General features: G+C 34.4%; 29 protein-coding genes. 6 read left to right on the plus strand and 23 right to left on the minus strand.

The window, feature by feature from the left end; translation table 11 throughout:
- Positions 1–367: 367 nt before the first annotated feature.
- From rpoN to FDO66_RS10690, 3 genes are all read right to left on the minus strand, one after another.
- Positions 368–1,693 (minus strand): RNA polymerase factor sigma-54, encoded by a 1,326-nt coding sequence (gene rpoN / locus FDO66_RS10680; protein WP_141432635.1) that lies wholly within the window; start codon positions 1,691–1,693, stop codon positions 368–370.
- A 438-nt stretch (positions 1,694–2,131) separates the two neighbouring features.
- A complete protein-coding gene (locus tag FDO66_RS10685) occupies positions 2,132–2,323 on the minus strand; it encodes a hypothetical protein (RefSeq protein WP_141432636.1) in 192 nt (63 codons plus the stop codon).
- A 77-nt stretch (positions 2,324–2,400) separates the two neighbouring features.
- On the minus strand, positions 2,401–2,751 hold the full coding sequence (locus FDO66_RS10690) for a 2Fe-2S iron-sulfur cluster-binding protein (protein ID WP_141432637.1): 351 nt from the start codon (positions 2,749–2,751) through the stop codon (positions 2,401–2,403).
- A 302-nt stretch (positions 2,752–3,053) separates the two neighbouring features.
- Between FDO66_RS10690 and FDO66_RS10695 the strand changes: the two genes are divergently transcribed.
- Positions 3,054–3,857: an aspartate dehydrogenase gene (locus FDO66_RS10695; protein WP_141432638.1), complete on the plus strand. Its 804-nt coding sequence runs from the start codon at positions 3,054–3,056 to the stop codon at positions 3,855–3,857.
- A 194-nt stretch (positions 3,858–4,051) separates the two neighbouring features.
- Here the strand turns inward: FDO66_RS10695 and FDO66_RS10700 are convergent, their stop codons facing one another.
- The 13 genes from FDO66_RS10700 to FDO66_RS10760 all read right to left on the minus strand — a co-directional run bounded on the left by FDO66_RS10700 (position 4,052) and on the right by FDO66_RS10760 (position 15,157).
- On the minus strand, positions 4,052–4,726 hold the full coding sequence (locus tag FDO66_RS10700) for a GntR family transcriptional regulator (protein WP_141432639.1): 675 nt from the start codon (positions 4,724–4,726) through the stop codon (positions 4,052–4,054).
- 202 nt (positions 4,727–4,928) lie between these two features.
- A complete protein-coding gene (locus FDO66_RS10705; RefSeq protein WP_141432640.1) occupies positions 4,929–6,137 on the minus strand; it encodes a YhgE/Pip domain-containing protein in 1,209 nt (402 codons plus the stop codon).
- 206 nt (positions 6,138–6,343) lie between these two features.
- On the minus strand, positions 6,344–6,928 hold the full coding sequence (locus FDO66_RS10710; RefSeq protein WP_141432641.1) for a TetR/AcrR family transcriptional regulator: 585 nt from the start codon (positions 6,926–6,928) through the stop codon (positions 6,344–6,346).
- Between the two features lie 94 nt (positions 6,929–7,022).
- Positions 7,023–7,223 (minus strand): hypothetical protein, encoded by a 201-nt coding sequence (locus tag FDO66_RS10715; RefSeq protein WP_141432642.1) that lies wholly within the window; start codon positions 7,221–7,223, stop codon positions 7,023–7,025.
- Between the two features lie 36 nt (positions 7,224–7,259).
- Positions 7,260–7,889, minus strand: coding sequence for an ABC-2 transporter permease (locus tag FDO66_RS10720; RefSeq protein WP_141432643.1), 630 nt, complete (start codon positions 7,887–7,889; stop codon positions 7,260–7,262).
- Positions 7,890–7,894: 5 nt separating this feature from the next.
- Entirely contained in the window at positions 7,895–8,743 is an 849-nt protein-coding gene (locus FDO66_RS10725) for an ABC transporter ATP-binding protein (RefSeq protein ID WP_141432666.1), read from the minus strand.
- Positions 8,744–8,750: 7 nt separating this feature from the next.
- Entirely contained in the window at positions 8,751–9,122 is a 372-nt protein-coding gene (locus FDO66_RS10730) for a GntR family transcriptional regulator (protein ID WP_141432644.1), read from the minus strand.
- Positions 9,123–9,323: 201 nt separating this feature from the next.
- The gene (locus FDO66_RS10735) at positions 9,324–9,803 is read right to left on the minus strand and encodes a GlcG/HbpS family heme-binding protein (protein ID WP_141432645.1); all 480 of its coding nucleotides are present in this window, start codon (positions 9,801–9,803) and stop codon (positions 9,324–9,326) included.
- Positions 9,804–9,826: 23 nt separating this feature from the next.
- Positions 9,827–11,290 carry an aldehyde dehydrogenase family protein gene (locus FDO66_RS10740; protein ID WP_141432646.1) on the minus strand — a complete coding sequence of 488 codons (1,464 nt, stop codon included), beginning with the start codon at positions 11,288–11,290 and terminating at the stop codon, positions 9,827–9,829.
- 215 nt (positions 11,291–11,505) lie between these two features.
- Positions 11,506–12,234 (minus strand): iron-containing redox enzyme family protein, encoded by a 729-nt coding sequence (locus FDO66_RS10745; protein ID WP_141432667.1) that lies wholly within the window; start codon positions 12,232–12,234, stop codon positions 11,506–11,508.
- Positions 12,235–12,473: 239 nt separating this feature from the next.
- Entirely contained in the window at positions 12,474–13,925 is a 1,452-nt protein-coding gene (locus tag FDO66_RS10750) for a hypothetical protein (RefSeq protein ID WP_258535698.1), read from the minus strand.
- Between the two features lie 53 nt (positions 13,926–13,978).
- Positions 13,979–14,749: a creatininase family protein gene (locus tag FDO66_RS10755; RefSeq protein WP_141432647.1), complete on the minus strand. Its 771-nt coding sequence runs from the start codon at positions 14,747–14,749 to the stop codon at positions 13,979–13,981.
- A 72-nt stretch (positions 14,750–14,821) separates the two neighbouring features.
- On the minus strand, positions 14,822–15,157 hold the full coding sequence (locus FDO66_RS10760) for a 2Fe-2S iron-sulfur cluster-binding protein (protein ID WP_141432648.1): 336 nt from the start codon (positions 15,155–15,157) through the stop codon (positions 14,822–14,824).
- Between the two features lie 589 nt (positions 15,158–15,746).
- Between FDO66_RS10760 and FDO66_RS10765 the strand changes: the two genes are divergently transcribed.
- Positions 15,747–16,082 carry a hypothetical protein gene (locus tag FDO66_RS10765; protein ID WP_141432649.1) on the plus strand — a complete coding sequence of 112 codons (336 nt, stop codon included), beginning with the start codon at positions 15,747–15,749 and terminating at the stop codon, positions 16,080–16,082.
- Positions 16,083–16,398: 316 nt separating this feature from the next.
- On the opposite strand, the gene FDO66_RS10770 is transcribed toward FDO66_RS10765, so the two are convergent.
- Together FDO66_RS10770 and FDO66_RS10775 are read right to left on the minus strand one after the other, a co-directional pair.
- Entirely contained in the window at positions 16,399–17,853 is a 1,455-nt protein-coding gene (locus FDO66_RS10770; protein ID WP_258535699.1) for a hypothetical protein, read from the minus strand.
- 291 nt (positions 17,854–18,144) lie between these two features.
- On the minus strand, positions 18,145–18,390 hold the full coding sequence (locus tag FDO66_RS10775) for a WGxxGxxG family protein (protein ID WP_141432650.1): 246 nt from the start codon (positions 18,388–18,390) through the stop codon (positions 18,145–18,147).
- Between the two features lie 187 nt (positions 18,391–18,577).
- Here FDO66_RS10775 and FDO66_RS10780 point away from each other — a divergent pair, with 187 nt between their 5' ends.
- Positions 18,578–19,126 carry a DUF3231 family protein gene (locus FDO66_RS10780; protein WP_141432651.1) on the plus strand — a complete coding sequence of 183 codons (549 nt, stop codon included), beginning with the start codon at positions 18,578–18,580 and terminating at the stop codon, positions 19,124–19,126.
- 451 nt (positions 19,127–19,577) lie between these two features.
- On the opposite strand, the gene FDO66_RS10785 is transcribed toward FDO66_RS10780, so the two are convergent.
- The gene (locus FDO66_RS10785; RefSeq protein ID WP_395939766.1) at positions 19,578–19,838 is read right to left on the minus strand and encodes a YolD-like family protein; all 261 of its coding nucleotides are present in this window, start codon (positions 19,836–19,838) and stop codon (positions 19,578–19,580) included.
- 137 nt (positions 19,839–19,975) lie between these two features.
- Here FDO66_RS10785 and FDO66_RS10790 point away from each other — a divergent pair, with 137 nt between their 5' ends.
- Positions 19,976–21,238 carry a Y-family DNA polymerase gene (locus tag FDO66_RS10790; protein WP_141432652.1) on the plus strand — a complete coding sequence of 421 codons (1,263 nt, stop codon included), beginning with the start codon at positions 19,976–19,978 and terminating at the stop codon, positions 21,236–21,238.
- 67 nt (positions 21,239–21,305) lie between these two features.
- Positions 21,306–21,737 carry a hypothetical protein gene (locus FDO66_RS10795; RefSeq protein WP_141432653.1) on the plus strand — a complete coding sequence of 144 codons (432 nt, stop codon included), beginning with the start codon at positions 21,306–21,308 and terminating at the stop codon, positions 21,735–21,737.
- Positions 21,738–21,809: 72 nt separating this feature from the next.
- Here FDO66_RS10795 and FDO66_RS10800 read toward each other — a convergent pair whose 3' ends face one another.
- The 4 genes from FDO66_RS10800 to FDO66_RS20855 all read right to left on the minus strand — a co-directional run bounded on the left by FDO66_RS10800 (position 21,810) and on the right by FDO66_RS20855 (position 23,614).
- On the minus strand, positions 21,810–22,703 hold the full coding sequence (locus FDO66_RS10800) for a M15 family metallopeptidase (RefSeq protein WP_395939767.1): 894 nt from the start codon (positions 22,701–22,703) through the stop codon (positions 21,810–21,812).
- Positions 22,704–22,752: 49 nt separating this feature from the next.
- Entirely contained in the window at positions 22,753–22,995 is a 243-nt protein-coding gene (locus tag FDO66_RS10805; protein WP_141432654.1) for a phage holin, read from the minus strand.
- Position 22,996: 1 nt separating this feature from the next.
- Entirely contained in the window at positions 22,997–23,281 is a 285-nt protein-coding gene (locus FDO66_RS10810; protein ID WP_141432655.1) for a hypothetical protein, read from the minus strand.
- A gap of 153 nt (positions 23,282–23,434) precedes the next feature.
- Complete coding sequence (locus FDO66_RS20855; RefSeq protein WP_181444531.1) at positions 23,435–23,614, minus strand: hypothetical protein; 180 nt, start codon at positions 23,612–23,614, stop codon at positions 23,435–23,437.
- Positions 23,615–23,674: 60 nt separating this feature from the next.
- Here FDO66_RS20855 and FDO66_RS10815 point away from each other — a divergent pair, with 60 nt between their 5' ends.
- Complete coding sequence (locus tag FDO66_RS10815) at positions 23,675–24,478, plus strand: DUF4393 domain-containing protein (RefSeq protein ID WP_141432656.1); 804 nt, start codon at positions 23,675–23,677, stop codon at positions 24,476–24,478.
- Positions 24,479–24,619 lie beyond the last annotated feature (141 nt).

Genomic DNA, 24,619 nt, shown 5'->3' on the forward strand with positions numbered 1-24,619 from the left:
TCAAATTTTCAACACTCATGAACAAAAGCGCAAACGCCTTGATCATCGACGTACAAACTGGAGGGACTTCGACTGAGATAAGGCGAACCTTCCATCAGGGTGTTTTTCCCTGATGGTTAGCCTGAGCTGATCAGGTTTTTATGGGCAGTTTTTTATCCACTGTAGTACATTTTTTCAGGTTATATCTTACTGCCCGTTAAAACGTGATAAAGGATACAAGATAAGCGATAGCGAATCGATGTTGACTTATCGTAGGGAGAAGGCCTGAAGTTTGATAGTCGATAGGCACTGGAGCTGGACGTCGAGTCATAACTTTCAAAGTTATATATTTATTACCATCAAGTAACTTATCTCCTGCGTCGATTTGTTAATCATATCTTTTTCTCTTAGAAGAAGAGGGGATGCCTAATTGATCTCGATACTTAGCAATTGTTCTTCTTGAAACAACTACTCCCTCAGCTTCCTCCAACAAACGAACTAGCTCCTGATCAGATTGTGGCTTTTTCTTATTTTCTTTTGAAATCAATTCTTTTATCAGTGCTTTAATTTTTTGGGCAGATGCATCTTCACTTGAATTCGTTTTGATTGCGCTAGAAAAGAAAAATTTCAGTTCAAATGTGCCAAAAGATGTTTGCATATATTTTTCTCTCACCGCTCGGCTAACAGTCGACTCATGTATATCCAGCTCATCCGCTATCTCTTTCATTGTTAACGGTTTAATAGAAGAAGGACCGTTATGAAAAAAGTCTATCTGCTTCTCGACAATTTTCTTTGACACTTTGAGAAGTGTCTCTTTACGCTGCTCAAGACTTCTCAAAATCCAATTGTACTCCTGTTTTTTGTCTTTTAAGAAATGGTTGACCATTTGATCTTTATAAGAGGAGAACTGTTGATAATATTGCTCGTTAAATTTAATTCCTAGTAGAGAAGCATCAAAAAAACTCACCTTAAAGTTTGAGTTTTCCTTGACTACAATAATATCTGGAACAATATAATTTGGATTTGAATCATAAAAATCAGCTGCAGGCTTTGGATTTAATGTGCGAATAAAATCAAATACCTTTTGAATATCATGTATTTCTACACCAAGTATTTTTTCAAGCTCCCTCCATTTTTTATTAACAAAGAGGGTAAAATGCTCCGTTATGATTTGCTCTGCTAAATCATTCCTGCCTTCTAATCTCTTTAATTGTAATAGGATACATTCTTGCAAGCTTCTTGCTCCGACACCTGGAGGATCAAGTGATTGAATAATCCATAATGCATGATCGATCTCTTTTCTTGAAAAATGATTACTTATTTGTAAATGATGGTTATCCGGTAAGTACCCGTTTTCATCTAAGCTATTTATTAAATACTCAATTGCTTGTTTGATCCGAAGAGGTTCTTTGATCAAAATAAGCTGTGAATGAAGGTATTCTTGCAAAGTTTGTTCGTGACTACTTAGCTGTTCAATCCAATTATCATCATTTTTATCAAATTGATTTTTATTATTTGATTTTTTAGATTGAAAAATATCAGTCAATGTTTTTTCTTTTTTCACTTGTAAAAGGGGGTTTTCGAGTTCTTTGTCTTCAAGAAATGATTGAAGCTCTTGAGTAGAATATTGAAGTAATGCGATGGCTTGTGACATCTCTTGAGTCATCGCTAGTTTGACAGTTTGCTGTTGCATTAATCCAGCCTTTAAATTCATCAAAATCCCTCCTTCTTTATTTTACAATATATAAAGATAAAAAAGATAATGAATACATCTTATTATGTTTTTTTAGAACTTGGTTAAGCAACAAAAAATCAGGCAGAGAATTTTCTCCACCTGATTCGGCTATTTTGCAATAGTTTATGATTCGAAACTATCATTTTACATATTAAAAGGCTGTTTTCGTAAAGATTGTTGCTTTTAAACGCGCAGCCTGCATACACTTCGCTTTCCGTGGGCGAGCGAAGTGTATGCAGGCTGCTATGAAACACTCTTCCAAATGTTTTTATGTAAAAAACAACAAACTTTGAGAAAACAGCCTATTAAAATGATAGTGCATTGATTTTTATCTAAATGAGAACAGCATATTGTTCTATTAATACTTATCCGATAATGTCTTATAATAAGGAAAAAACTAATTTAAAACTACCATATTTATGCTCTTTTAAGTGAGAGAATTTCTTTTTTTGAACTATATTGTAAAGGCTTGTGACTATAATACATGTTCGCAATCGCTATATTTTCACACAAATGACAAGTAGCATTGTATCCTTCCGGGACTTTATAAAAATGAGGTGCTTTTAAATTTTCCATCGCTTGTTTTACATGCATTTTACAAACCCACATGAGTCTCACTCCTATTATAAAATTTTCATTTCCAGCTACATTCCCTATTCTGATTTAGATAAAAATCAGGGACTTAATTAAGATTCCACTTTTTGATAACGATCAGGTTTTCTTTTCTTTACTTCCGTCGTAACGGCTTCATCCCACGAAATCGACACATCTCCACCACTGACAAAGGTTTGACAACCAAGACGGTACCCCTTAGATAGCCATTCTTCACCTAACTTTCTTCTCTCTTGAATCTTCACTTGATCAAGGAATTCTGCTCCCTTTTCTATTTTAAATACACAATTCCCACAAATACCACCACCGCAACGATTCGGCAAGTCTCCGTCGTATCTTAAAGAAACTCTTAATATATTTGAATTATCAGGTACTTCAAATTCTTTATCACTTGTTAAAAAAGTTATTTTCGTTGTATTTGTCATTTATCCCAGCTCCTCTTTTCTATTATTTCAGCTATAATGATTAATTGGTATACAATATACCATATTTATAATTTTCAGACAATCCTTTTTATTAAAATCATATAAAAATTATTAATTTTCTAACTTTTATATCGTATTTATCATCATTTTACTATATACTACTTTGTATACCAAATGCTATTTTGAATATTTCATCTTTTTTTGCTGACTAAAAGAAAAGCATACGTCCCTATTGCCTATCGAGGCAATACGGTCGACTGAACCAAAATATCGATTCATTTTATTCAAAAGGTGGGAAGATTATGTTTAAAGCTGGATTAATTGGATTTGGCGCAATTGGGAAAGATGTTGCCAATTATATAAAAGAAAACAAAGCAGGGGATATTGAATTAAAAGCCATTCTTGTTCGAAACAAAGATAAATATAAAGATGGCCCTATGGGATGTACCTTTTATGATAATGAAGAGGAATTCTTTCAGTTAGGCTTAGATTTTATTATTGAAAATGCTGGGCATGAAGCTGTATATCAATATGCAAACAGAGCATTCAGTTCTGGCAGCCATTTTCTTGTCGTTTCTGTTGGGGCTTTTAATGATACTGAGTTTTTAAAAAGAACTGAGGAAACAGCCAAGGAATATAATCGGCAGCTCATTTTCCCTTCTGCTGCAATAGGGGGATTAGATCGAATTGCTGCCGCTTCGTTGAATGATATTGATCAAGTTTCATTAGTAACCAAAAAACCACCTAAAGCATGGATCGGAACCTTTGTTGAAAAAGAAGTCGACCTATTTAATCTAACAGAACCACAATTAATTTATGATGGTACAGCTAGAGAATCCTCTAAATTATTTCCTGAGAGCACAAATGTTTCAGCCGCTCTTGCCTTAGCTGGTATCGGTTTTGATAAAACAAAAGTTCAAGTGTATGTGGACCCAACCATTAGTCGCAATACACATCAAATAATTACTGAAGGCTTTTTTGGAAAAATGGAAATACAAGTTCAGAACATCCCTTCAAAGGAAAACCCTAAATCAGGGTATATTGTAGCCATGAGCATTTGTAAGGTATTAAAAAACTACACTTCTCCGATCGTGATTGGGATATAGAAAAGCGGAAGGTGCATGTTTATCGGCGGCAAGCATAAGGCGAACTGGCGGGAAAGGTGTTCTTTACCTTTCTTGTCAGTTTAGCTTATGACCTCGAGCCGATGGTTCTAAAGCTAGACAATATAGAAAAGCGGAAGCGCCTTGATCTATTCTTATTACACAAAAAAATCCAATTAGACTGAAACACATGCAGTCTAATTGGATTTTTTGTTTTTATATTTTTCTACATAATTAATATACGCTTTTTTTGCATTTTCAATATGAATTTTAGTGAGATATTCCGCCATTTCAACCTCACCATTTCGAATAGCTTTCATAATATCAATATGCTCTCTTAATGATTCGCTCCGTCTTCCTGGTGTTTCGTATCCCATACTTGCGGACATTTGAATATGTTCAATAAGGCCTGAAAGAATTTCAGATAATTTTTGACTTTGAGAAGCCTTATAAATCAAATAATTTGTATCAATATGTTTCTTTTCATAGTCATCATCTGCACCAATTTCAAAGGCTTCTAATTCAGCTATTTTTTCATCAAATTCTGCAATCAATTCAGGGCTCATTCTCTGTGCTGCAAGCTTAGCTGATAAAACTTCTAAAGATGATAGAATCGTAAATACTTCAATGACTTCTTTTTCGGATACATCTGATACAACCACACCTTTACGGGGTACAGTTTTTACAAATCCCTGTGTTTCTAGGCGAAATAAAGCTTCTCTTATAGGAGTTCGGCTGATATTAAGCTTTTCAGCAAGTTCTCTTTCAATTAGGCGATCACCAGATTTATACTCTCCATTTAATATCATATCCTTTATAAACCGGTAAACATGTTCACGTATTGATAATAAATGATCTTCTTTCCATTCCATTGCTTTCAGTCAACTCCCCTATAATCCCATTCTAACGGTGAAAAAACGAATAAAATACCACGTATTTTTTTGTATACCGAAATAGTACCATACTATATATAAAAAGAACATCAATCTACTTTAAAAAAAGATCTTTGCTATTTATAAGCAAGATCTTTAAATATCCCTTTATTCATGTATTTAGTATGGACCTATTCTCCACTTACTGAGCTGTTAATTTTCCGCAGGCTTCAAGCTCTTTTGATTCACTTACACTATTTTTCTGAAAAACAACCCTTACGACGGCTACAAAAAGGGTTGCAGCCGTTACAAGTAGAAGAGGGATCATATCATTCGATAACCCTTCCCCGCCGAATATCAACGTGTAGTATCCATCTGCCACATAGGTGGCAGGAAAATAGGAGCCTACTGTTTGATAAAAGCTTGAAAGCATAGCTTTTGGAACAATCACTCCAGAAGTAACTAATTGCAGCGCCATCGAAATAATATTAAACACCATTCCAGCTGGACCAAATAAAATGACAAACATCTGCGTTAAGCTTAAGAAAGAGAAATAGACGAGTGTTTGAAAAGCCCATGCTTGGAACAAGGTTGTGTCTAAATCAAAATTAAAAATCGCTATAAATATTAATGTAATAACAGCTAAAAGAATGGCTGCTCCTATATTAATGATTTGTCTTGCTAAAAAGACGGACCATTTATTCAATTGATCCTTCATTTTAGAAGAAGCTACATTTAAATTCAGACTCATGATCATAGAGCCTACAAATGAGGCAAGAACGACTAGTAATGGAAGCATCGTTGAGGCAAATCCTTCTGTATTGTTCGTTTTTTCAATAGATGATTGAACAGAATTGACATTCAGTGATTGCAGGACTTGCGAAATATTCAGTGATAAATTTTGAGCAAGCTCCTTTGATGGTACCGCCGCATTCATTTGTGCTGATAAATTAGAAAGAATCATTTGTTGTTTAAAAGCATATACATTTTCATTGATGGATTGCGTGATATTATTTGCTGCCCCATCCATGATTTGTTTGGCCATAGATGAATTCGCTTGATTGATAAAATAGTTAATCTCTGTTTTTCCAGTTTCCTGAATTTGACTTGAAAAGTTTTCAGGAATTTGCATCACCATATCCAGTTCTCTTTGGTTCATATCTTCTTTAGCTGTTTTAATGGATTCATATGTTTTTACATCAAAGGGTAAATTTTTGGTGAGATTTTTTTCTATGGTTGGACCCATTTGTTTATCTTCGTTGACTAATCCAATTTTTAAGTTGTCTACACGATCGGATACCCCATCATATGCTGTCATCCATACACAAAAGAATATAAGCATAAACATAAATGCTGTTACAATCCCAATGAATGTTTCTGGATATTTAAAAAACTGTTTCAATGCCTTCATTTTACTTCCTCCTTATAAAGTGAAACTTCAATCAGTTGGTTTTTTTTCAACCCCTACTGATTGATAGTTGAACTAACAGGGCTTTTACGGGCAGTTATCCCCCACCTAGGATTTCTCGTTTACACTTATAATCTTGAGGTGGGGTCTTACTGCCCGTTAATGCTGGATAAAGCAAGTACTTACTTGCATGTTGATTAAAAAAATTACTAGGGAGTTAATCCCCTAGCAAAAAGCTGTATGCTATGCTTCAAAAAATCTATTTTTGTACTTTTAATTACCTTATCGCCAAAGCGTGATTTGGAAAGAAAGTAACCAAAATTTAGCCAAATAAAATTCATTGCTTGAAACTCTAGGTCGGTATCAATAAGCTTGCCTTGCTTTTGCATAACCGAAAAATAAGAGATCATATTTTCTTTTAGTTGCAACGGAATTTTCAAGATGGCTTCTTCAAGTTCTGGAAATAAACCAGCCTCTCGAAAACCTATCCATACTAAATCCTTCATCTTTTCCATATACGTATGATATCCCTCGGCAATCACCCATAGATCATGCTCAAGATTCCATGTCATTTGCTCATTAATCACTTTTTCTAAATAAGGACTATAAGAAATAAACTGGATAGCAGCATCCATAATCCCTTTTTTATTTTCAAAATGGCGAAAGATCGTGACTTCATTTACACCCGCTCGTTCTGCAACAGCACGAGTTGTTGTCCCTTTATAACCATGATCACGAAATAATTCAATAAACGCTTCTATAATTCGGTCTGATGTACTTTTATTTTCAACCATGTTCATCCTACTCTCAGTATTACACGCATGCAAGTAATTACTTACATATTTAAAATATAGGAAAAAAATATAAAAGTCAATTCATAATTTATTTTTATTTTTTCTTAGTATTTTTCATTTCTACAACTCGCCATACTACAATCATGATCGCTCCAACAGCAGCAAATAGATATCTAATTTTATCGTCTAGTCTCACATGAAACATCGGATACATAAAATTAGCTGATAAAATAAATAGTACGGCAACACTTAAATAAAGATTTCGAAATTTTTTCGATTTTATAAATTTATACATAATGAAATCCTTCCTTGGACATTATTTTGTCCATGCCTAAGAAAAATCACGCTGATTATAAATTTTAATTGATAACACGAAAGAAATGATCAAAGTAACTAATAGACCACATGCAAATAGAGATAAAGTGAATCCTGTAGTTAAATGAGTTACTTTATTTATGAATGTAGAAAGTAATTTCTTGTCCATTAAGTTTCCAGTAAAAAATACTAAAAAGAAGATAATAAAAAATACATATCTAGTCGGTCTTAATCCGAATTTGTAATAGATAGGTAAAATGAAATTTGTAAAGAATAATAAGCCTCCTATTGCTACACAATATTGCTTTATCATGTTGGTTTGAAAGCCATCTCTAAATTGCGATAAAACGAAATAATTGAGTAACAGGAAGAGAAAAGCACCTATACAATATAAAAATATCGATGCATATTTTGCTGCGACAATTTTCCATCTTTTCACTGGCAAACTATTCATAAGGACGTCAATATGATATTGTTCATCAACTTGCATGGAGCCTAACATAAGTGAATAAACGATAAAAACAGTAATAAAAGGAAGAAAGAAACCCATTTTAGTAAAATAAACAGATATTACTAAGAAGTAAATTAGGATAAATAGGAGTGTTTTCTTCTGTACAACGAAATCCTTCCAAATTAAATGAAACATCTCCTTCAAGCCCCCTTCTTTGTATAAAGCATGATATCCTCAATAGAAGGTTTTTCAATTAAAACTTGATTACCAAAATGTTCAATTACTTTCTTGCGATTTGTCGCCAATCCACTAAAACCGAATTGATTTTTATTTATACCCGTAAAGAGACTTTGGTTCGCATCATTTAATGATGTGACATCACCTTTAACCAGTAAATAATGCTCGAGCATATCGTCCTTTGTTCCCGAATAGATTAATTTTCCTTCTTGAATAAAAGTAATAAAGTCTGCTACTTTCTCTAAATCAGAAGTAATATGAGTTGAAAATAAAATAGATTTTTTTTCATCCATGACAAATTCTTTCAAGATATCGAGTACTTCACTTCGAATAATGGGATCTAATCCAGACGTTGGCTCATCCATAATGACAAGTTCAGGATGATGGGATAATGCAAGGGCAATCGAATACTTCATCTTCATCCCTTTTGATAAATCTTTAATTTTTTTATTTGTTGGCAGTTGAAATTTTTTCACATAGTCCTGGTAAAGCTTTTCATCCCATTTTTTATAAAATGGTGCAATCATTTTTTTCATTTGTTCACAGGATAATGTTTCATAATAACGCCCTTCATCACAAACATAGCCAATTTTTTGTTTCGCTTCGACTTCATGTTCAATATGATCTTTACCAAATAAACGAATTTGCCCGTGATCCTTTTTGATTAAGTTTAAGATCATTCGAATCGTTGTACTTTTTCCTGATCCGTTTGGGCCAATATAGCCCATAATATAGCCTCGGGGTAAAGAAAAAGAAAGCTCATCCAATAAAAACCCATCAAATTTCTTACTAACATTTTCAACCTCTAATATCATGGCCTTACTCCTCCCATATCATTTTAATCATCTGAAACATTTCTTGCTGTGATAGATTAAGAATTCTGCACTCTTTCACTACTTTTTCCATTAAACATTCAAGATCATAGAGCTTCTTTTCTCTGATTAATTCTTCATTTTTTATTGAAACAAAACTCCCTTTTCCCGCAACTGTTTCAATCAATCCATCACTCTCTAATTCTTCATAAGCTCGCTTTGTGGTGATAACACTAATTTGTAATTCCTTCGCAAGACTTCGAATAGATGGCAATTGTTCCCCACCCGTTATTTCCCCATTTAAAATATGATCTCTTATTTGAATATAAATTTGATGATAAATAGGGTGAGGAGATGAATTTGATAAAATAATTCGCATATGCACCTCCGATTAGAATAAATCTGTATATATCTTATATATACAGTATATACGGATATATATACTTTATCAACCAATTTTTTCTAGTAGATTTGTTTATGGTTAAACCATCCTTTTTTCAGTTAAATAGAAAATGAGGGCAACCTTAGGTCACCCTCATTTATGTTCTTTGATTTATTAAGCACAATATTCTTAAAAAGCCTACTTTTTAATATCAGGACCCGTTAATACGGATAATCCATCCTTCGCTAACAATTGTTGTAGCGCCTCGAGCGCAGCTGTTCCGACAGCTGTATCCTGCTCTCCATTCCCGCCGCTTATACCGATTCCACCAATTACTTCTCCATCAACTACAATCGGGAAGCCACCTACAAAAATAGCAAACTTTCCAGGAAACATTAGCTGGATTCCATAAGCCTCATTTCCCGGAAGAGCAGGTCCATTTGGCTCAGTATTAAATAGATGTGTAGAACGCTTATGTCCCGCTGCAGTAAAAGCTTTGGAGGTTGCAATTTCAGGTCCAGTAATGCGAGCACCATTCATTCTCTCAAGCGCAATTAAATATCCGCCATCATCTACAATGGCAATCGTTTCTAGTACATTAATTTCCTTTGATTTATTAACTGCTGATTCAATCATTATTTTTGCTTCTTCTATCTCTAACCTCATTACTTTTTTCATAAGAAAATCCTCCAGTTACAAGATTAATAACCCACATACACTGTTTTTGTTTGAGTAAAAAACTCAAGGCCCACTCTACCTGATTCCCGGAATGTAGATGTACTTGATTTTTTATACCCGCCAAATGGTGCGTTCATTAAGTTTCCTGTCGTTGTACGATTTACCTTCACCGTTCCTGCCTGAATGTCTTTTGTAAATTCATGGGCTATTTTTAAACTGTTTGTTACTATAGAAGCAGATAATCCATATTCGACTTCATTGGCAAGCTGGATCGCTTCATCGTAGGAATCTACCTCCATGATCGCAATAACAGGACCGAAAATTTCTTCATTTGCAACGGTCATTGTTGCATTAACATTTGTAAAAATAGTTGGCTGCACAAAATATCCTTTTTCATAAGGAGCAGTTGTTAACTGCTTACCTCCAAAAACAAGTGTTGCTCCTTCTTGTTTTCCAACTCCAATGTAATGTAAAATATTTTTTAATTGCTTTTGATTCGCAAGTGGTCCTATTTTGACACCTTCTTCAAAACCATTGCCAATCTTTAATGTCTTAGCTTTTTCAATTAATTTTTGAATAAATAATTCCTTTACACCTTTTAATACAATGACTCTGCTGGTTCCTGTGCACGCTTGACCTGACAGTGAAAAACCTCCATTAACCGTTAACGTAGCGGCTAGATCAAGATCTGCGTCTTCCATAACAATAAGAGGATTCTTTCCACCAAGCTCCATCTGTGTTCGAGTCGTAAAGGACACTCTTTGATGAATATGCTCTCCTGCTGCCGTAGATCCTGTAAAAGTAACAGCTTTAATAGCAGGATGTTCAACTATTTGATCCCCTATCTCTCTAGCGCTACCTGTAATAAAATTAATAACTCCTGCTGGAAGACCTGCTAAATGCAAGGCTTCTACAATACGATAACCCATTAATGGCGTATCGGAAGAGGGTTTAAATACAACTGTATTTCCAGTAATTAGGGCGGGTGCAATTTTTCGAGCTGGAATTGATAATGGAAAATTCCAAGGTGTAATGACAGATATGACGCCTAGTGGCTCTCTTACTGTTGAGACCTTCATATGATAATCGTCATTTGGAAACGTTTCTCCCGTTATGCTTTGACCTTCAACCGCATAATAACGGAAGGTTTGTGCAGATCTGGCCACTTCATTTTTTGCATCGCCATAGGTTTTTCCTTCTTCACGTGTTAATTCATGAGCGATCTTTTCAAGATTAGCTTCTAGAATTTCGGCTGCTTTATTTAAGATGGCTGCTTTTTTTGACGGAGGTGTTTTTTTCCAAGAAGAAAAAGCTTTATCCGCTGTATCAATCGCTTTTTTGACATCCTCTTCATTAGATGCTTGAAAAATTCCAACAACATCTTCAATATTAGCGGGATTCACACTCTCAAATGTCTTGTTGCTTTTCGATTCTTCAAATTGTCCGCCAATATAATTTTTAAAAGTCTCGACTTTTACTGATAACAAGGAGCTCACCCTTTCAAATAACTTAATGAAAATGTATTAGTTCGTTCATTATCTATATACAGGTAAAAATGAATAAAAGGAGGGTGACCCATTGAGGTGCCTGGCACTTTATTTGGGTCACCCTTTTTAATTACTTGAGCAAGATTGTTCCATCCAACATAACTTCGCTTTTAATGATTAAGTATTTGATTCAAACTAAATTTTCAAAGTGCTGTTTACGCTTTAACTAATGAACCTAGATCCTGAGCCAAATATTCATTGTATAATCCGTCCATATACATACGGCGCATTTTTGCTCCAGTACGTACAATTTCTAAGCATTTTTGTTGTAACTCAGGTGTATCAGCATGCTCTAAAACAATTTTGAATCCGCGTTCTCCATGAATTTCATCAGAGACTATGTGTAAATCAAAAAATTCGATTTCTTCATCTGTAAATCCATATTTTTCTCGTAATACTGGAGTTTGCTTACGATAAATATCTGGAACCTGAGACTCAAGGCCAACGACTAAAGCAGCTGTAGCGACTACGAAGTTCTCTCTTGCTGCAACAGCATAGCACCAGCTTTGCAGACCTAAAGTTGTTGGAGCCATATTCATTGGATTTGTTACAGCTTCACGAGTTGTTCCACAAGCTTCAGCAAATCGAATTAATAAATCTGTATGGCGATCAGCCGCAATTTCTTCTTCATACATATTTTGAAGTGTAAAATCCTTTGCTGACTCATATTTAGCTAAGTTTGGAGTATTATGATAAATATAAGCTAAGTAATCAGCAAACGGCCCAACATAATGGTAGTGATTTTCTGCCCATCTCGCAAAATGCTTTCTTTCAAGCTTTCCTTCAGCCCAAGCAACTGTAAATGGTGCCTTTTGACTATGATTACCTTTAATTGCTTCCTCTAATTCTTTTCGAAATTCATCCTTTGATAGTAATTCAGTCATCATAAATCTCCTCCCAATATGTTATATATGTTCTTTTTGCATTTTGTATACCATTTATAAGTATAATAAAAGTACTAAATTTTATTAATAGAATTGGGTTCATACTACTTGTACCCTTTTCTACTAAAAATATTATCCAGTACTTTGCATTTGGTATACCATGTAATGATAGTATAACAACTTACCTAACTTGTAAATATATTTTTTTAATATTTTAAAAATTTAAACTTAATCAGATTTTACCAAATGATGATCGCAACGATCGTAGATATAATTAATCCTCCGACAACAGGTAGAAAGTTCTTTCGAGCCAATTCAATAACAGATACTCCACAAAAACCTGCGACCGCCACTAAGGAAGACCAAGCAATTAATGTACCGCCGCCTGTCCAAACGGAACCCATTTGACCAATTGCTCCTAAAGTGCTTGCATCTAGTCCAGAAGTGTTTGCCATTGCACCAGATAGTGCACCAACAAGCGGTAGTCCAGAAAATCCTGATCCTTCCAAACCAGTAATCATTCCAACAAGTAACACACCAAATGCCGAAAAGACCATATTATCAGGTATACCAGTCTGTAATTTTTGAACAATATCAACTAGAAATGCTGGTTTAGCTGCATCTTCAGGAAGAGAAAGAATGGAGCCAGTAAAATCAGAGCTTCCTAAGAAGAAAAATCCTGCAATTGGAATAACTGGTCCCATGGCACGGAACGCAAAGACAAATCCTTCTACTAAGTGGTCACTTATTTTATCTAATGCATGTACACGATTAAAAGCAGTTGAAGCGAGTACCAATAAAATAACCCCTACTCCTCCAATAAAGGCAGCTCCATCCCCGCCAGCAAAACGACCGCCAGAGGTATGTGAAAACATAAATATCATAACCGCAAGTAATGAAACGGGAACGACTACAGCAAATATTTTCCCCCATAATTCTTTTCTTGGGTTATTTAAATCATCTTCTAGTCCAGCTGCAATTTCATCACTGACAAAATTTGATTTTTGACTCATAAGACTCTTTTCATAATGAAGCGCTTCATCACTATATGATTTTACAAACGACTTGCGATTGGCAATAAAGGCAATTAATAGAGCCGTTCCACCCGTAATTAAGGAAAGAACTAACACTTTATCCGCAACAGGGGCAGTCTCGATACCAGCTGCTTTTGCTGTTAGCATTGGTGCTACCTTCATAATATAATCGGACGATAAAGCCATTCCTTGACCAGCAATGGAAACTGTAATGGCAACCATCATAGGAGACATCCCAGATCGAACAGCTGCTGGCAATAGCAAGGTACAAATTAAAGGAACTGCTGGAGTCGGCCAGAAAAATAAAGAAATGACATAAGTAGCTGCTATAATAATAAAGAAGGATATATAGCTATTTTTCATGACCTTCTCTATTGGTGCAATCATCTTTTGATCTGCTCCAATATCTTTAAGTGACTTTAACAGTGCAACCATTACTGTAATAATGAGAAAGATGTTGAATAACTCCTTTGCGGCTATCAAGCTTGCATTAAAAACCGCTTGGAACCCACCAATAATGGATGATTTGTAAAGAACAGCAACTAGAAAAGTTCCGATTAATGTCGGTAATACTACACCTTTACGCATTAGCATCGTGATAATAACAGCAATTGTAACAATGGCATAAGCCCAGTGAGCAGCAGTTAATTCGATCATTCGTTCATCCTCCAAATTTAAGGATCCAGCTATCGCGAGTCCTTTTTAAGTTTTTAATCATTAGGATTTGTTTTGATATTTAATAGAATACAAAGTTCTTTTGTCAAATTTTCAAGAGCTTCTAGTACAATCATTTCTCCTAATTCTTTACTCGCTTTTGTAGCATCACCAATACATCCATTTTCAGTCATTTCTTCATATTGGTAGAATCCTTGAATCGCACTCCCTGGTCTAAGCTTTTCCCACTTTCCTCCCTCATTTATTGCACCTTTTGTGATTTTGTTTTCGCGGATTAAATAAGGTGCTAAATAAAGAGCTTCAGACACCTCTCGTTCACAGCTGTGGCCAAAAAGTTTAGAGGTGATGTAGGCCGAAGCTGCTTTTTTCGCTGAAGCAGTTGTCTTTGCATAAAAGATTTCAACATTTAATTCTGATGTTAAAGTCGTGCAAGCCATGTTTAAGGTTGCCTGATTTCCACCGTGAGCATTCAAAAATAAAAATTTATTAATCCCATGTTGCTTAAGTGAAACAACCATGTCCCTTAGAATCGAAATCAATGTAGTCGGTTGTAAAGTAATGGTGCCTGGAAAGTTGATATGATGCTGTGAAACACCCATATTAACAGTTGGTGTCATCAATGCATATGGAAATAATTTTTGACATAGTTTTTTTGCCATTTGAGTGGCTAGAACAGCATCACAGCTTTCTACCATATGAGGTCCATGCTGTTCATGTGCACCCACAGGAATAATAGCAAGTTTGATAGTAGCAAGAGCCTCCTTCACTTCTTCCCATGTCATTTCCGTTAAATCATAGTAGTTCATTCGTTTTAAACCCTCCTGCTTCTTTAGGGTTATAGAAAAATGTATTTTGTATACCTTAATAAAAGAAAAAAACTAGCCTATTGATCTTTCATTTCTATCAACCTTTTTGGCTGGAGTAATGACAACATCTTGTGTTAATTCAATATCCTTTGTTATCGTTAACTGGCATGTGAGTCGGAAGCCTTCATCTAACTTATCTCCAAGCATCTTCTTTTCTTTCCAATTAGGTTCAGCTAAATGTTCTGCTCCATTAATAATTTTACAAGTACATTTCGTACATTTTCCAATTCCACAAGCATATTTGATTTTTGGAAATGCCTTAATTCCAGATAAAACGACTAAATTTGCATGATCTTTTACTTCTTCTTCTATGACTTTGCCATTTACATGCACCTTTACTTTTGGCATCCAATCACTCCCGATGTTTTAGTATCGATTTGGTTTTACAGTTATGACAATTTTTTTGACACTTTAAGCTTTTCTCTCCTCTTAAATAAGGAAAATCTTGATTCTCAACATCTTCTTCCATCTTGCTGCTAGCATGATCGCAATGGCGAAAATGTTTTTCTTGAGAAGCTTTCATATCCATCACCTGCCATATTCATGATCTGTTTTAGTACTTAGCCATCAGGTATTCTCTATCACTTCCTTTTTGTAAGAATTTATAACAAAAACATTCTTTTATGCAACATATTCATGATGTAATTGTTAGTATCATTATACACAGGCGCAAAAATTAGTCTTGAATTAAGTTAGATAATCTTACATGGTATTTATTGAGATTTTCTTAAAACCTTATGATATCAAGGTTCTTGGCATACAAAAAACTGAAAATAATTAATTTTTAAAATAATCATTGTATAAATACCCGTAATATAATAAACTTGTATTAATATTTGGTATACAAAATGCTATTTTGGATAGGAGTTGATGTTATTTACAGTAATCTATTTATGTTTTTATGAGTAGAAAACAACATTTTATGGAGGGAAAGCGAATGGATAAATACATTGTTCTTACGAATAAAGATACTTTTCAAACAGTTGTTGACGGAACAGGGTTAGAGCCTATTGAAACCTATCATTTCTACTTTTTTAATGATTTAAAAGCAAAATATACGATTGCCAAAGTATTAGATGATTCCATAAAAATAAAATTATATGAAAATTACGAAGGAAAAGAATACATTAACGAAATTCGTGTTAAATTCTTTGAATCATTCCCAACCATCGAGAGTGCAAGAGAAGAGTTAGAAGAAATCGTAAAAGCATCCGGAAACAGTAAAGACTCAAAGTTTTCCAAGCTTGTTAAATCAAACAACGCAGCGAGTTAAGAAAAGCGGCCGATTAAGTACGCCACGGCCGCATGTCTTCATCGGCACTAGTACGTCCCGTACGTCGGAGCTAGACACAAAGAAATGCGGAAACGCATTGTAGCCCCGACAAGCAAAAGTCGCTTCTGAATTGCCTTCAATTCAGAAGTGGCTTTTGACCTCGAGGGGCTTGGCGTTGGAGCTAAACAGTAATCTAACTTAAGATATAAATTCTAATAGTACAAAAAGCCCCTACGATTTGGTTTCAATTCGTAGGGACTTTTTATGAGCACCTTTCTCCATTGAAGGTTATGATCACATAATATGCAAATTACAATTAAAATATGATTCGAACCATAAAAACATAGACGAATCCTAATAGTAAATAAGATAATGTAAATTTCATATTCCAATGTGAGACTTTAAAAGTGCTTTCTTTTACGATACTGGACATTAAGCCGATTGTCGTATTATATGGACCAACTAAAAAAGCAGATACAGCACCCATTAACATTAGGATGGTTAAAATGATTGGGGATATCCCAATTAGGTCGGGATTTAAAGCCCCTGCCATTAAAGAAAGTGTCACAGCTGGGTGAAGGCCAATAAAGGCAAGAATTATAGGAATCAGAGGTAAAATAAAGAAAAATACTTCTAGCCCCAGTGCGTCTTTCATATGAAATATCCACTCATTTAAGGTGATGTTTGCCTTGGATAATTGAATAGCTGAGATAAAAAATCCAGCTGATAAATAGATAAAAAATTGATCCTTCATTTTAGTTGAAAAGGATTTTACATAATCTTTAAATAACAACATATACTCAGTACCTTTTTTCAAGAGCAACGCCCATCCAAAAGAAAAAGGAATCACAAGTAAAGAAACCAAAGTAAGGAAGGAAAAATTTGTGAAATGATCGAATGTAATAATAACTATATTAAATAGAAAAATAGCTAAGACAATGTGCAAAATTCGAAACGGAAAGCGTATAGTACTGGTACCTTCCATAGTTACAGCAGTTTCATCAACAGATGGGTGGTAAAGGTCATTTTGAATTCCAGCTGTCTTTCTCGCTCTCTTTGATCCTAAATACCAATCAAGGGCTATACCTAATAGGCTAAGCGGCAAAGCATAAGGAAGAATGGATATCCAGCTAACACCAGTCATACTTATCACAACACCAACAATAGGTGTAATTGGAGACCACATCAAAGGCATCGCAAAACCATGAGTAATCGCTCTACTCATAAATCTTTCTTCGTTTTGTACAGGATAAATACTTACAACTGGTCTAATCGCGTAATAAGTCATAGGCAAGGTTGCTACATTCATAAAAATACTTAAAAAATAGGCAATACTTGACGTCATCATATAAAGATATTTAGATTTTTTTATATTTTGATGTATGATGTCCTGTATATCATCAGAGTATTTTCCAAGCTTAATCGGAAATGCCAAAATAGGGACTAGACCAAATAAGACTAAAAGCTCTAACATCGGGCCGAACGACAGCACATAATCCTTGTTAGTTGCGTGGCTTGTCCAAAGCAGGTATACTCCTGTAACGATAAACAATCCTCCTAATAGCTTCACAAACCTTTTCGCTGTAAAAAAGGTCACTATTACTATGGTTAAACAAATTCCCGATAACAAAAAATCCATATGTAATTGTGAAAACAAGATCGAAAATAAATAAAATAGAATTGTAAACATTAATAATAAACTTAACATTGTATCACCAACAAGCTGTATTTTCTTTTCATTATAACGCCCGAATAGTATTTTGTATACCATTAAATGATTTTCATTATCAATTAAAGAATCATTTTAAATAAGGTTCATGATTTTGACATAAAAAAAGACCTCATCTTGTCTAACAACCATTTAAGATCTTTTATTCTCGGATAATGGCTTTTAAATGGGTCACTTGCGAAGTGAAAAATGGTAAAAAGAAGAAAATAAAGATCAAATTACGCAGGAAATCACTTGTAATTGAAAAAATAAGAACTTGGAGAGTTTCCAAGTTCTTTATTTTTTTTGTGAAACTAAAGTAGCTGATTAAGTAAAAACAAACAATTATCTGTATTAACGAACTTCTCTTTCTCTTCTTCTAAGACCAAGCAGACCTAATAACCCCAATAAACCTAGCCATTCCCAATTAGTATCGTTATCATTGATGTCTGCTGCTGTAGATACATTTCGAGTTGTAACCTCATTATTGTTATAAGCTCTATTCCTATTATTGTTATTGTCTTCGGCATGGACAGTTACTCCAAGAGCCATTAGAGTTAAAGTAAAAGTACATAAAATTGAAGATAATTTTTTCTTCATGGTTTCCCTCCTTTTATAATAAATAATCTCCCCCATTTTATAACCACCATTCGTTAAATACATAAAACCATTTATGTATAAATTAGAAATTATTCCTTTAACAACCATCATTAGAAATAACGAATACCTTCATTTTTTTTAGAGATTATAAAAATGTGACCAAACATGAAGAAAGGAAGGTCGCTCAATGAATATTTTACAACTAGGGAGGACAATTATGGGAATTTTAAGTGATAATCCACAAAATGAACCGATGCACTATGGTGAAGTGTTTGGAGTTTGGAGTTACTTGGCTGTAGCAAAAGGTTATTTGGCAGGATACCAAACATTCATCAACCATACTGGGGATACTGATCTCAAAAAATTTCTTGAAGATACTATTCAAGGCATGAAGCAAGAAATAGAACAAGTTGAAAATCTGTTGAAAGTCAATGGTATAGGTTTACCACCTTCACCACCTGAAAGACCATCAGCTTCATTAGAAAGTATACCTGTTGGTGCTAGATTTAGTGACCCTGAAATTGCTGCGTCTGTATCTAAGGATATTGCTGCTGGACTAGTTGCATGTAGTCAAGTTATGGGTCAGTCGATTAGAGAAGACATTGGCATGATGTTTGGACAATTCCATGTTACAAAAGCACAGTTTGGTGTAAGATTATTAAGAATAAACAAAGAAAAAGGGTGGTTAATTCCTCCACCACTTCACGTACAAATACCAGAACCTGCACACGTATAGAAAGTTTTGATTTAGCTCCTTACTCAAGGAGCTTTTTCTCTTTTTTGGAAGGTTGATACTTGTCAATCATGTGAAAAGCACCCAACAAAAAAGTTCCTATGCTTATTATTAAACTCAATACAAACATAGGAACTCATTGATTTTTAAACGCCCTCGGAGGGAATCGAACCCCCAATATGAGTGTATAAAATCAACCGAAACTATCTAAAACAATATGGTATTTATCGCGTTTTATCTATTATAAAGAAAACAAAACAAAATACTTAAAAACAAACTGTTGGACAAAAATCGGACAAATGGATAGCAAAAGGTGAATTCATTCTTCAAGACATTATTGAATTTCTAGAAGGATGAATTCATCTTTTGAAAAAAGAAACTACAGATACTTTTTTCAACAACAATATTATCATGATTTCGGGACATAAAAAAGACTCCTTCCTACCCGAAGGAACTAAATAATCGAAACTTTCATTATATCAATAAACGGAATTTTTAAAGTGCTAAGATTTTTTTCGATATGTATCAATTTAGTTTGTCCATCCAGCTTTGCAACTTTACCACATATTTGCTCCTCTTTCCTCCAGACGATCAAAGAGACTTCCTTCTTCTCTTGATGTGCTTCAGTTAAAGAATTTGCAATTTCCTCTAATTCGAATTCATCTCGTGTTGGTCTTGGTGTTTTCTTTGCTTTCGTTGGCTTTTGAAACATCATTTTTAAGCATCTCCTTTTAAATTGGATTAATTACCATTATTTTATACGAATATTTGTTCTGTTTCAAGTTGAATATAGAACAAAAGTTCTGATAATATAAGTATCAAACATCAGATAGTTAACAGGAGTTGTATACGATGGATTACAGCCAGATGCCCCATAACCAAATATTATGTATCGATATGAAGTCCTTCTATGCAAGCTGCTCTGCAGTAATGGAGGGTCTTGATCCTCTTCAATGCTATTTAGCTGTTGTAGGCGATACAGATCGCTCTGGAAGTGTTGTGCTTGCTGCTTCTCCAAAAATGAAAAAGGAATATGGTATTAAGACAGGTTCTAGGCTGTTTGAAATTCCTGACGATCCACGGATCAAGATTGTAAATCCTAAAATGAGCACATATTTACGTATTTCTTCTGAAATTACTCGTCTTTTTCATCGGTACGTGCCAAAAGAAGCAATCCATATCTATAGTGTCGATGAGAGCTTTATTCAAGTCGATGGAGCAAAAAGACTGTGGGGATCTGCAGAAGAGATTGCAAAACAAATTCAGTCTGATATTCAGCATAATTTTGGTTTACCCTCTACTGTTGGCATCGGTCCCAACATGCTATTGGCCAAACTATGCCTTGATCTCGAAGCAAAGAAAACCTCTTCTGGAATTGCTGAATGGACCTATGATGATGTACAAAGGAAGCTTTGGAAAGTCTCTCCCCTACGCGAAATGTGGGGTATCGGGCGACAAATGGAAAAAAATTTAAACGGAATGGGAATTTTCACGGTCGGCGGGATTGCCAGATATGATTTAAAGTTATTAGAAAATAAATTTGGGATCATGGGAAACCAGCTTTATCATCATGCCCACGGGATCGATTTATCTGAAATAAGAGCTCCGATTGTGCAGGGACAAATCAGCATCGGAAAAAGCCAGATTTTATTACGTGATTATAAGGAAGAAAGTGAAATTAAAATGGTTATTTTAGAAATGTGTGAAGAGGTAGCAAGGAGAACGCGTAACCATAGAAAAGCTGGGAGAACGATCAGTTTTGGACTTGGTTATAGCAAAGATGAATATGGTGGAGGGTTTCACAGATCGCGAACAATTGAGCACCCCACAAACGTAACTATGGATCTCTATCATGTTTGCCTTGAACTTTTTTATGAAAATTATCAAGGGCAGACGGTAAGATCAGTATCGATATCGATCACAAAGCTTGTTGACGACTTTAATTTGCAGCTTGATTTGTTTGATCCCGACGGATGGAAAAAACGCGAATTAGGTTATGTTGTAGATAAAATAAGAAGTCGATTTGGATCTGCAGCTCTTTTACGCGCTGTTTCCTATACAGATGCTGGGACATCGTTGCTCAGGGCAAAATTGGTCGGTGGACATAAGGAGTAGTAAATCTCTTTATATAAGGTGTTGTATGATATATTAATTTTAATAAGTATATAATGGAGGCTGCTTTATGAAAGAAGGATACGTTAGGCTAGTTACTCATACCGTGATAGATATCGATTTCACTGGGCACGACCATAAAAATGAAAAAGTAAAAGGAAATGTAAAACACATTAAAGAGTTTATTGAAAAAATTGAACTTTGTAATAAGTTTGTTATTGAAATTTTTTATCATATAGACAACTTAGAATTTCCTGTATATGAAGAAGCTAACTTTACTTTCATTAAAAGTGAATCTGGAATAAATTATTATCACGTTGAATTTTGTAATAGAGAAGATGACGATGAAACGACATATGAATTAAAAGAAGAGTATTATTCACTTGATAATATTGAAGAATATTTACTTGAAGATCACTTTGAAATCAGTGATAAATTTGAACTGATCCAAATATTAATCAACAGACCTGAAGATTTAGGACTTGTAATGGGGATTAAATAAATTAAAGCCCCTCTCGATTGAGAAGGGCTTTTCATAGTGGGCTGATCTATGGCTGTGATTTTAGTATTTGCTTTATTTCGCTTCTCCATACGCAAGAGGATAGCCTTTGATTTGTAATTCTATTACTAATTGCTTTGCATGATCTAAAGTAGTATGAATCACGAATTGATAAGGATCACCATCTTTTGGCTTTTCATAGGGTGCGTACTGTTTAAGATTAACTCCCTCACATTTAAACCCTCTTACCTCATATTCTCTAACGAGTGCTGCAGCCTGAAAGAAAGCAGTGTTCGGTACAATGACTCGATATGGTTGAGTTTGCTCCGGTGCGGATTTAGGTGTGATATCTACATACCAAACCCAAGACATAATCTCCTTAAGGAGTACTTTTGTAGGCTTAACTTGTAAAATTGTATATGGCTTATTTTTAACACTCTCAGGAATTTCCTGACCTGTGGCAAAATGAGTCGCAAAACCTTGTAATGTTACTCTTTGTCCTACTTTGAATTCACTTGATTGTGGTGATTCTTGATGTACTGGTTGAGTAGGTTGTTGTACTGTTTTACCAAATGTATCAGAACCGTAACCTCGATAGTTGTATTGCAAGTGAGGTTTATCTATAAATCCTTTCCAATCTCCACCCCATTCGAAACCTAGTTCCTTAGCTTTTGCAATTGCAGCTTTAATTTTAGGATCGCCATAACCTCCCCAGTTGGCTTGCTTGCCGTTAACAGGAACAAAATCAAAAGCCTGTCCGACAATATGGTATGATTTCATTGTTTGAGACTTACCGTTTGCAACATTTTTTCTTTGTTGATCAACAGTTCGAATTGTTTCATAGATTAAAACATTAATTTCATTTGCAATCAAATAAGCATACCAAATATAAGCCTTTGCTTTTGTATTATCAGCCAGTTTATCTAAATTTTTACGATTTCTTTCATCGTATGCCATTACGAATGCCATTTTGCATCGTCTCCTTTTATAAAATAAAAAGCCACCCATGAGGGGCAGCTTATTTTTTGATCAATTTTTGAGCTATAAGAGCTTTCTTTTGAAGCTTTGCTTTCTTACTGACATAAGTGTTTTTCCATACGGCATAGATATTTACAATTAAAGCGACAGCAGCAGTAGACAAAACAACAAACGCATTAATACTTTCTGGTGTAAACCATTTAAACGAAATTCCAATGCTTCCAAAAAACATGAGTAATGCTGTCAAAAATCCTCCTAGCAATGTAGCGATATCTTTTTTCAATTTAAACTTCCCCTTTCGCTTCTAAAGTATCTATCCTTTTATGAGCTTGTTTGGAACTTTCCTCAACCCTAGTGACCCTTTCTCCTAGCGCGACCATTTGCTTTTCATTAGCTTTAAGATCGATTCTAATATCATCGACACCTTTTCGAATGTAACCTAGCTCTGCTCTTAATTCAGCACTTTCTTGACTGTCTGTCTTGATACTCTTTGATTTGTTAAGAGAATAAGCTAAATAACTGATTAGCAAAGACATGATACCAATTAGTACTGTAACTTCAACTGTCATTCCATCACCTCATTTTTGAGAAATAAAAAAACACCTTTAGATTGGTGTTAATAGATAATTTATGTTTTTATGGGCCTCATAGGTCGCGCCTCCTTTCAAGAAAAAATAAAAAGAGCCCTAATGGACTCTAAAATTAAGTATGATAATAACGACTCAAATTCTCTCTTTTTCATGATTGATTATAATATCTGTAATACTTTCCAACTTCTTTGTAATTGGACTTCTTAATTGTATTAAAACTCTCCCTCCAAAAATCCAAAGCAAAATTAATAAAATTATCCATCCTAGTCCATAAATTCCAAACAATAATAATATTATTTCCAAATTATTCATCCTTTCTAACTTTTTCACCATTTTTCATGCTAATATCTCCATAAGAAGGAGGTGAATATAATGGATCCAGAAAAAAGTTTATTAGCAGCTGCAGCTATAGAAGCTACAAAAGACATTGTTCCAGATGTTTATAAGGATGGTTTACAACCAACAGTTAAAGAAATTGGGAAAAATCTGCACACTGTTTCAAAATTGATTACAGTTGCACTAACACCAATATCGGCTATGGTGTGGAGTTATGAAAAAATAAAAGAACAATTTCTTCCCAGCTTGGAAGAAAAATTACGAAATGTACCTGAAGAAAACATTATAACTCCTGACCCATCGATTGCCGTACCGATTATTGAGGCACTAAGATATACTGGACACAATGATGAGTTGCGTGAAATGTTTTCTAACTTATTAGCTAATTCAATAGACAAAGAGACAGCACCAACTACTCATCCTTCATTTGTGGAGATAATAAAACAAATTAACTCAGATGAAGCAAAAATAATAGCACTATTAAATAGTGATGATGCACACCCTATTGTTAAGGTAAAAGCTGTTAATAAAGAAAATGCTTATTATAATGAATTCTTAAATAACTTCTCGTTACTACCTTTTCAAGCTAAATGCGATATTCCAAATCAGGGTCCAAGTTATCTAGAAAATATTGAACGTCTTGGATTAGCTGAAATGAGCTACGAAACTTATGTTATACGTCCTAATGCTTATGAGCCGATTTATGATCATCCAATTATTAAAGAACAGGATGCTATTATAAAAGCTATCGACAAAAGATTCGAATTAAAAAAAGGTTCATTTAAAAGAAGTAGTTATGGTAAAAAATTCTATGAATCTTGTATTTTAAGTAAGCAATAATAACAAGAAAAGCAATAGACTCACCATACTTTTATGGTTAGTTTATTGCTTTGCGATGTTGCGTAGTATGGTCCGACTATTTAAAAACAACTTGCTTTTCTTTATGGTAAACGCGAATTGATTCTTTTGCTAATTCAAAAT

The organism is Bacillus sp. 03113, assembly GCF_006546985.1.
Taxonomy (GTDB): Bacteria; Bacillota; Bacilli; order Bacillales; family Cytobacillaceae; genus VATK01.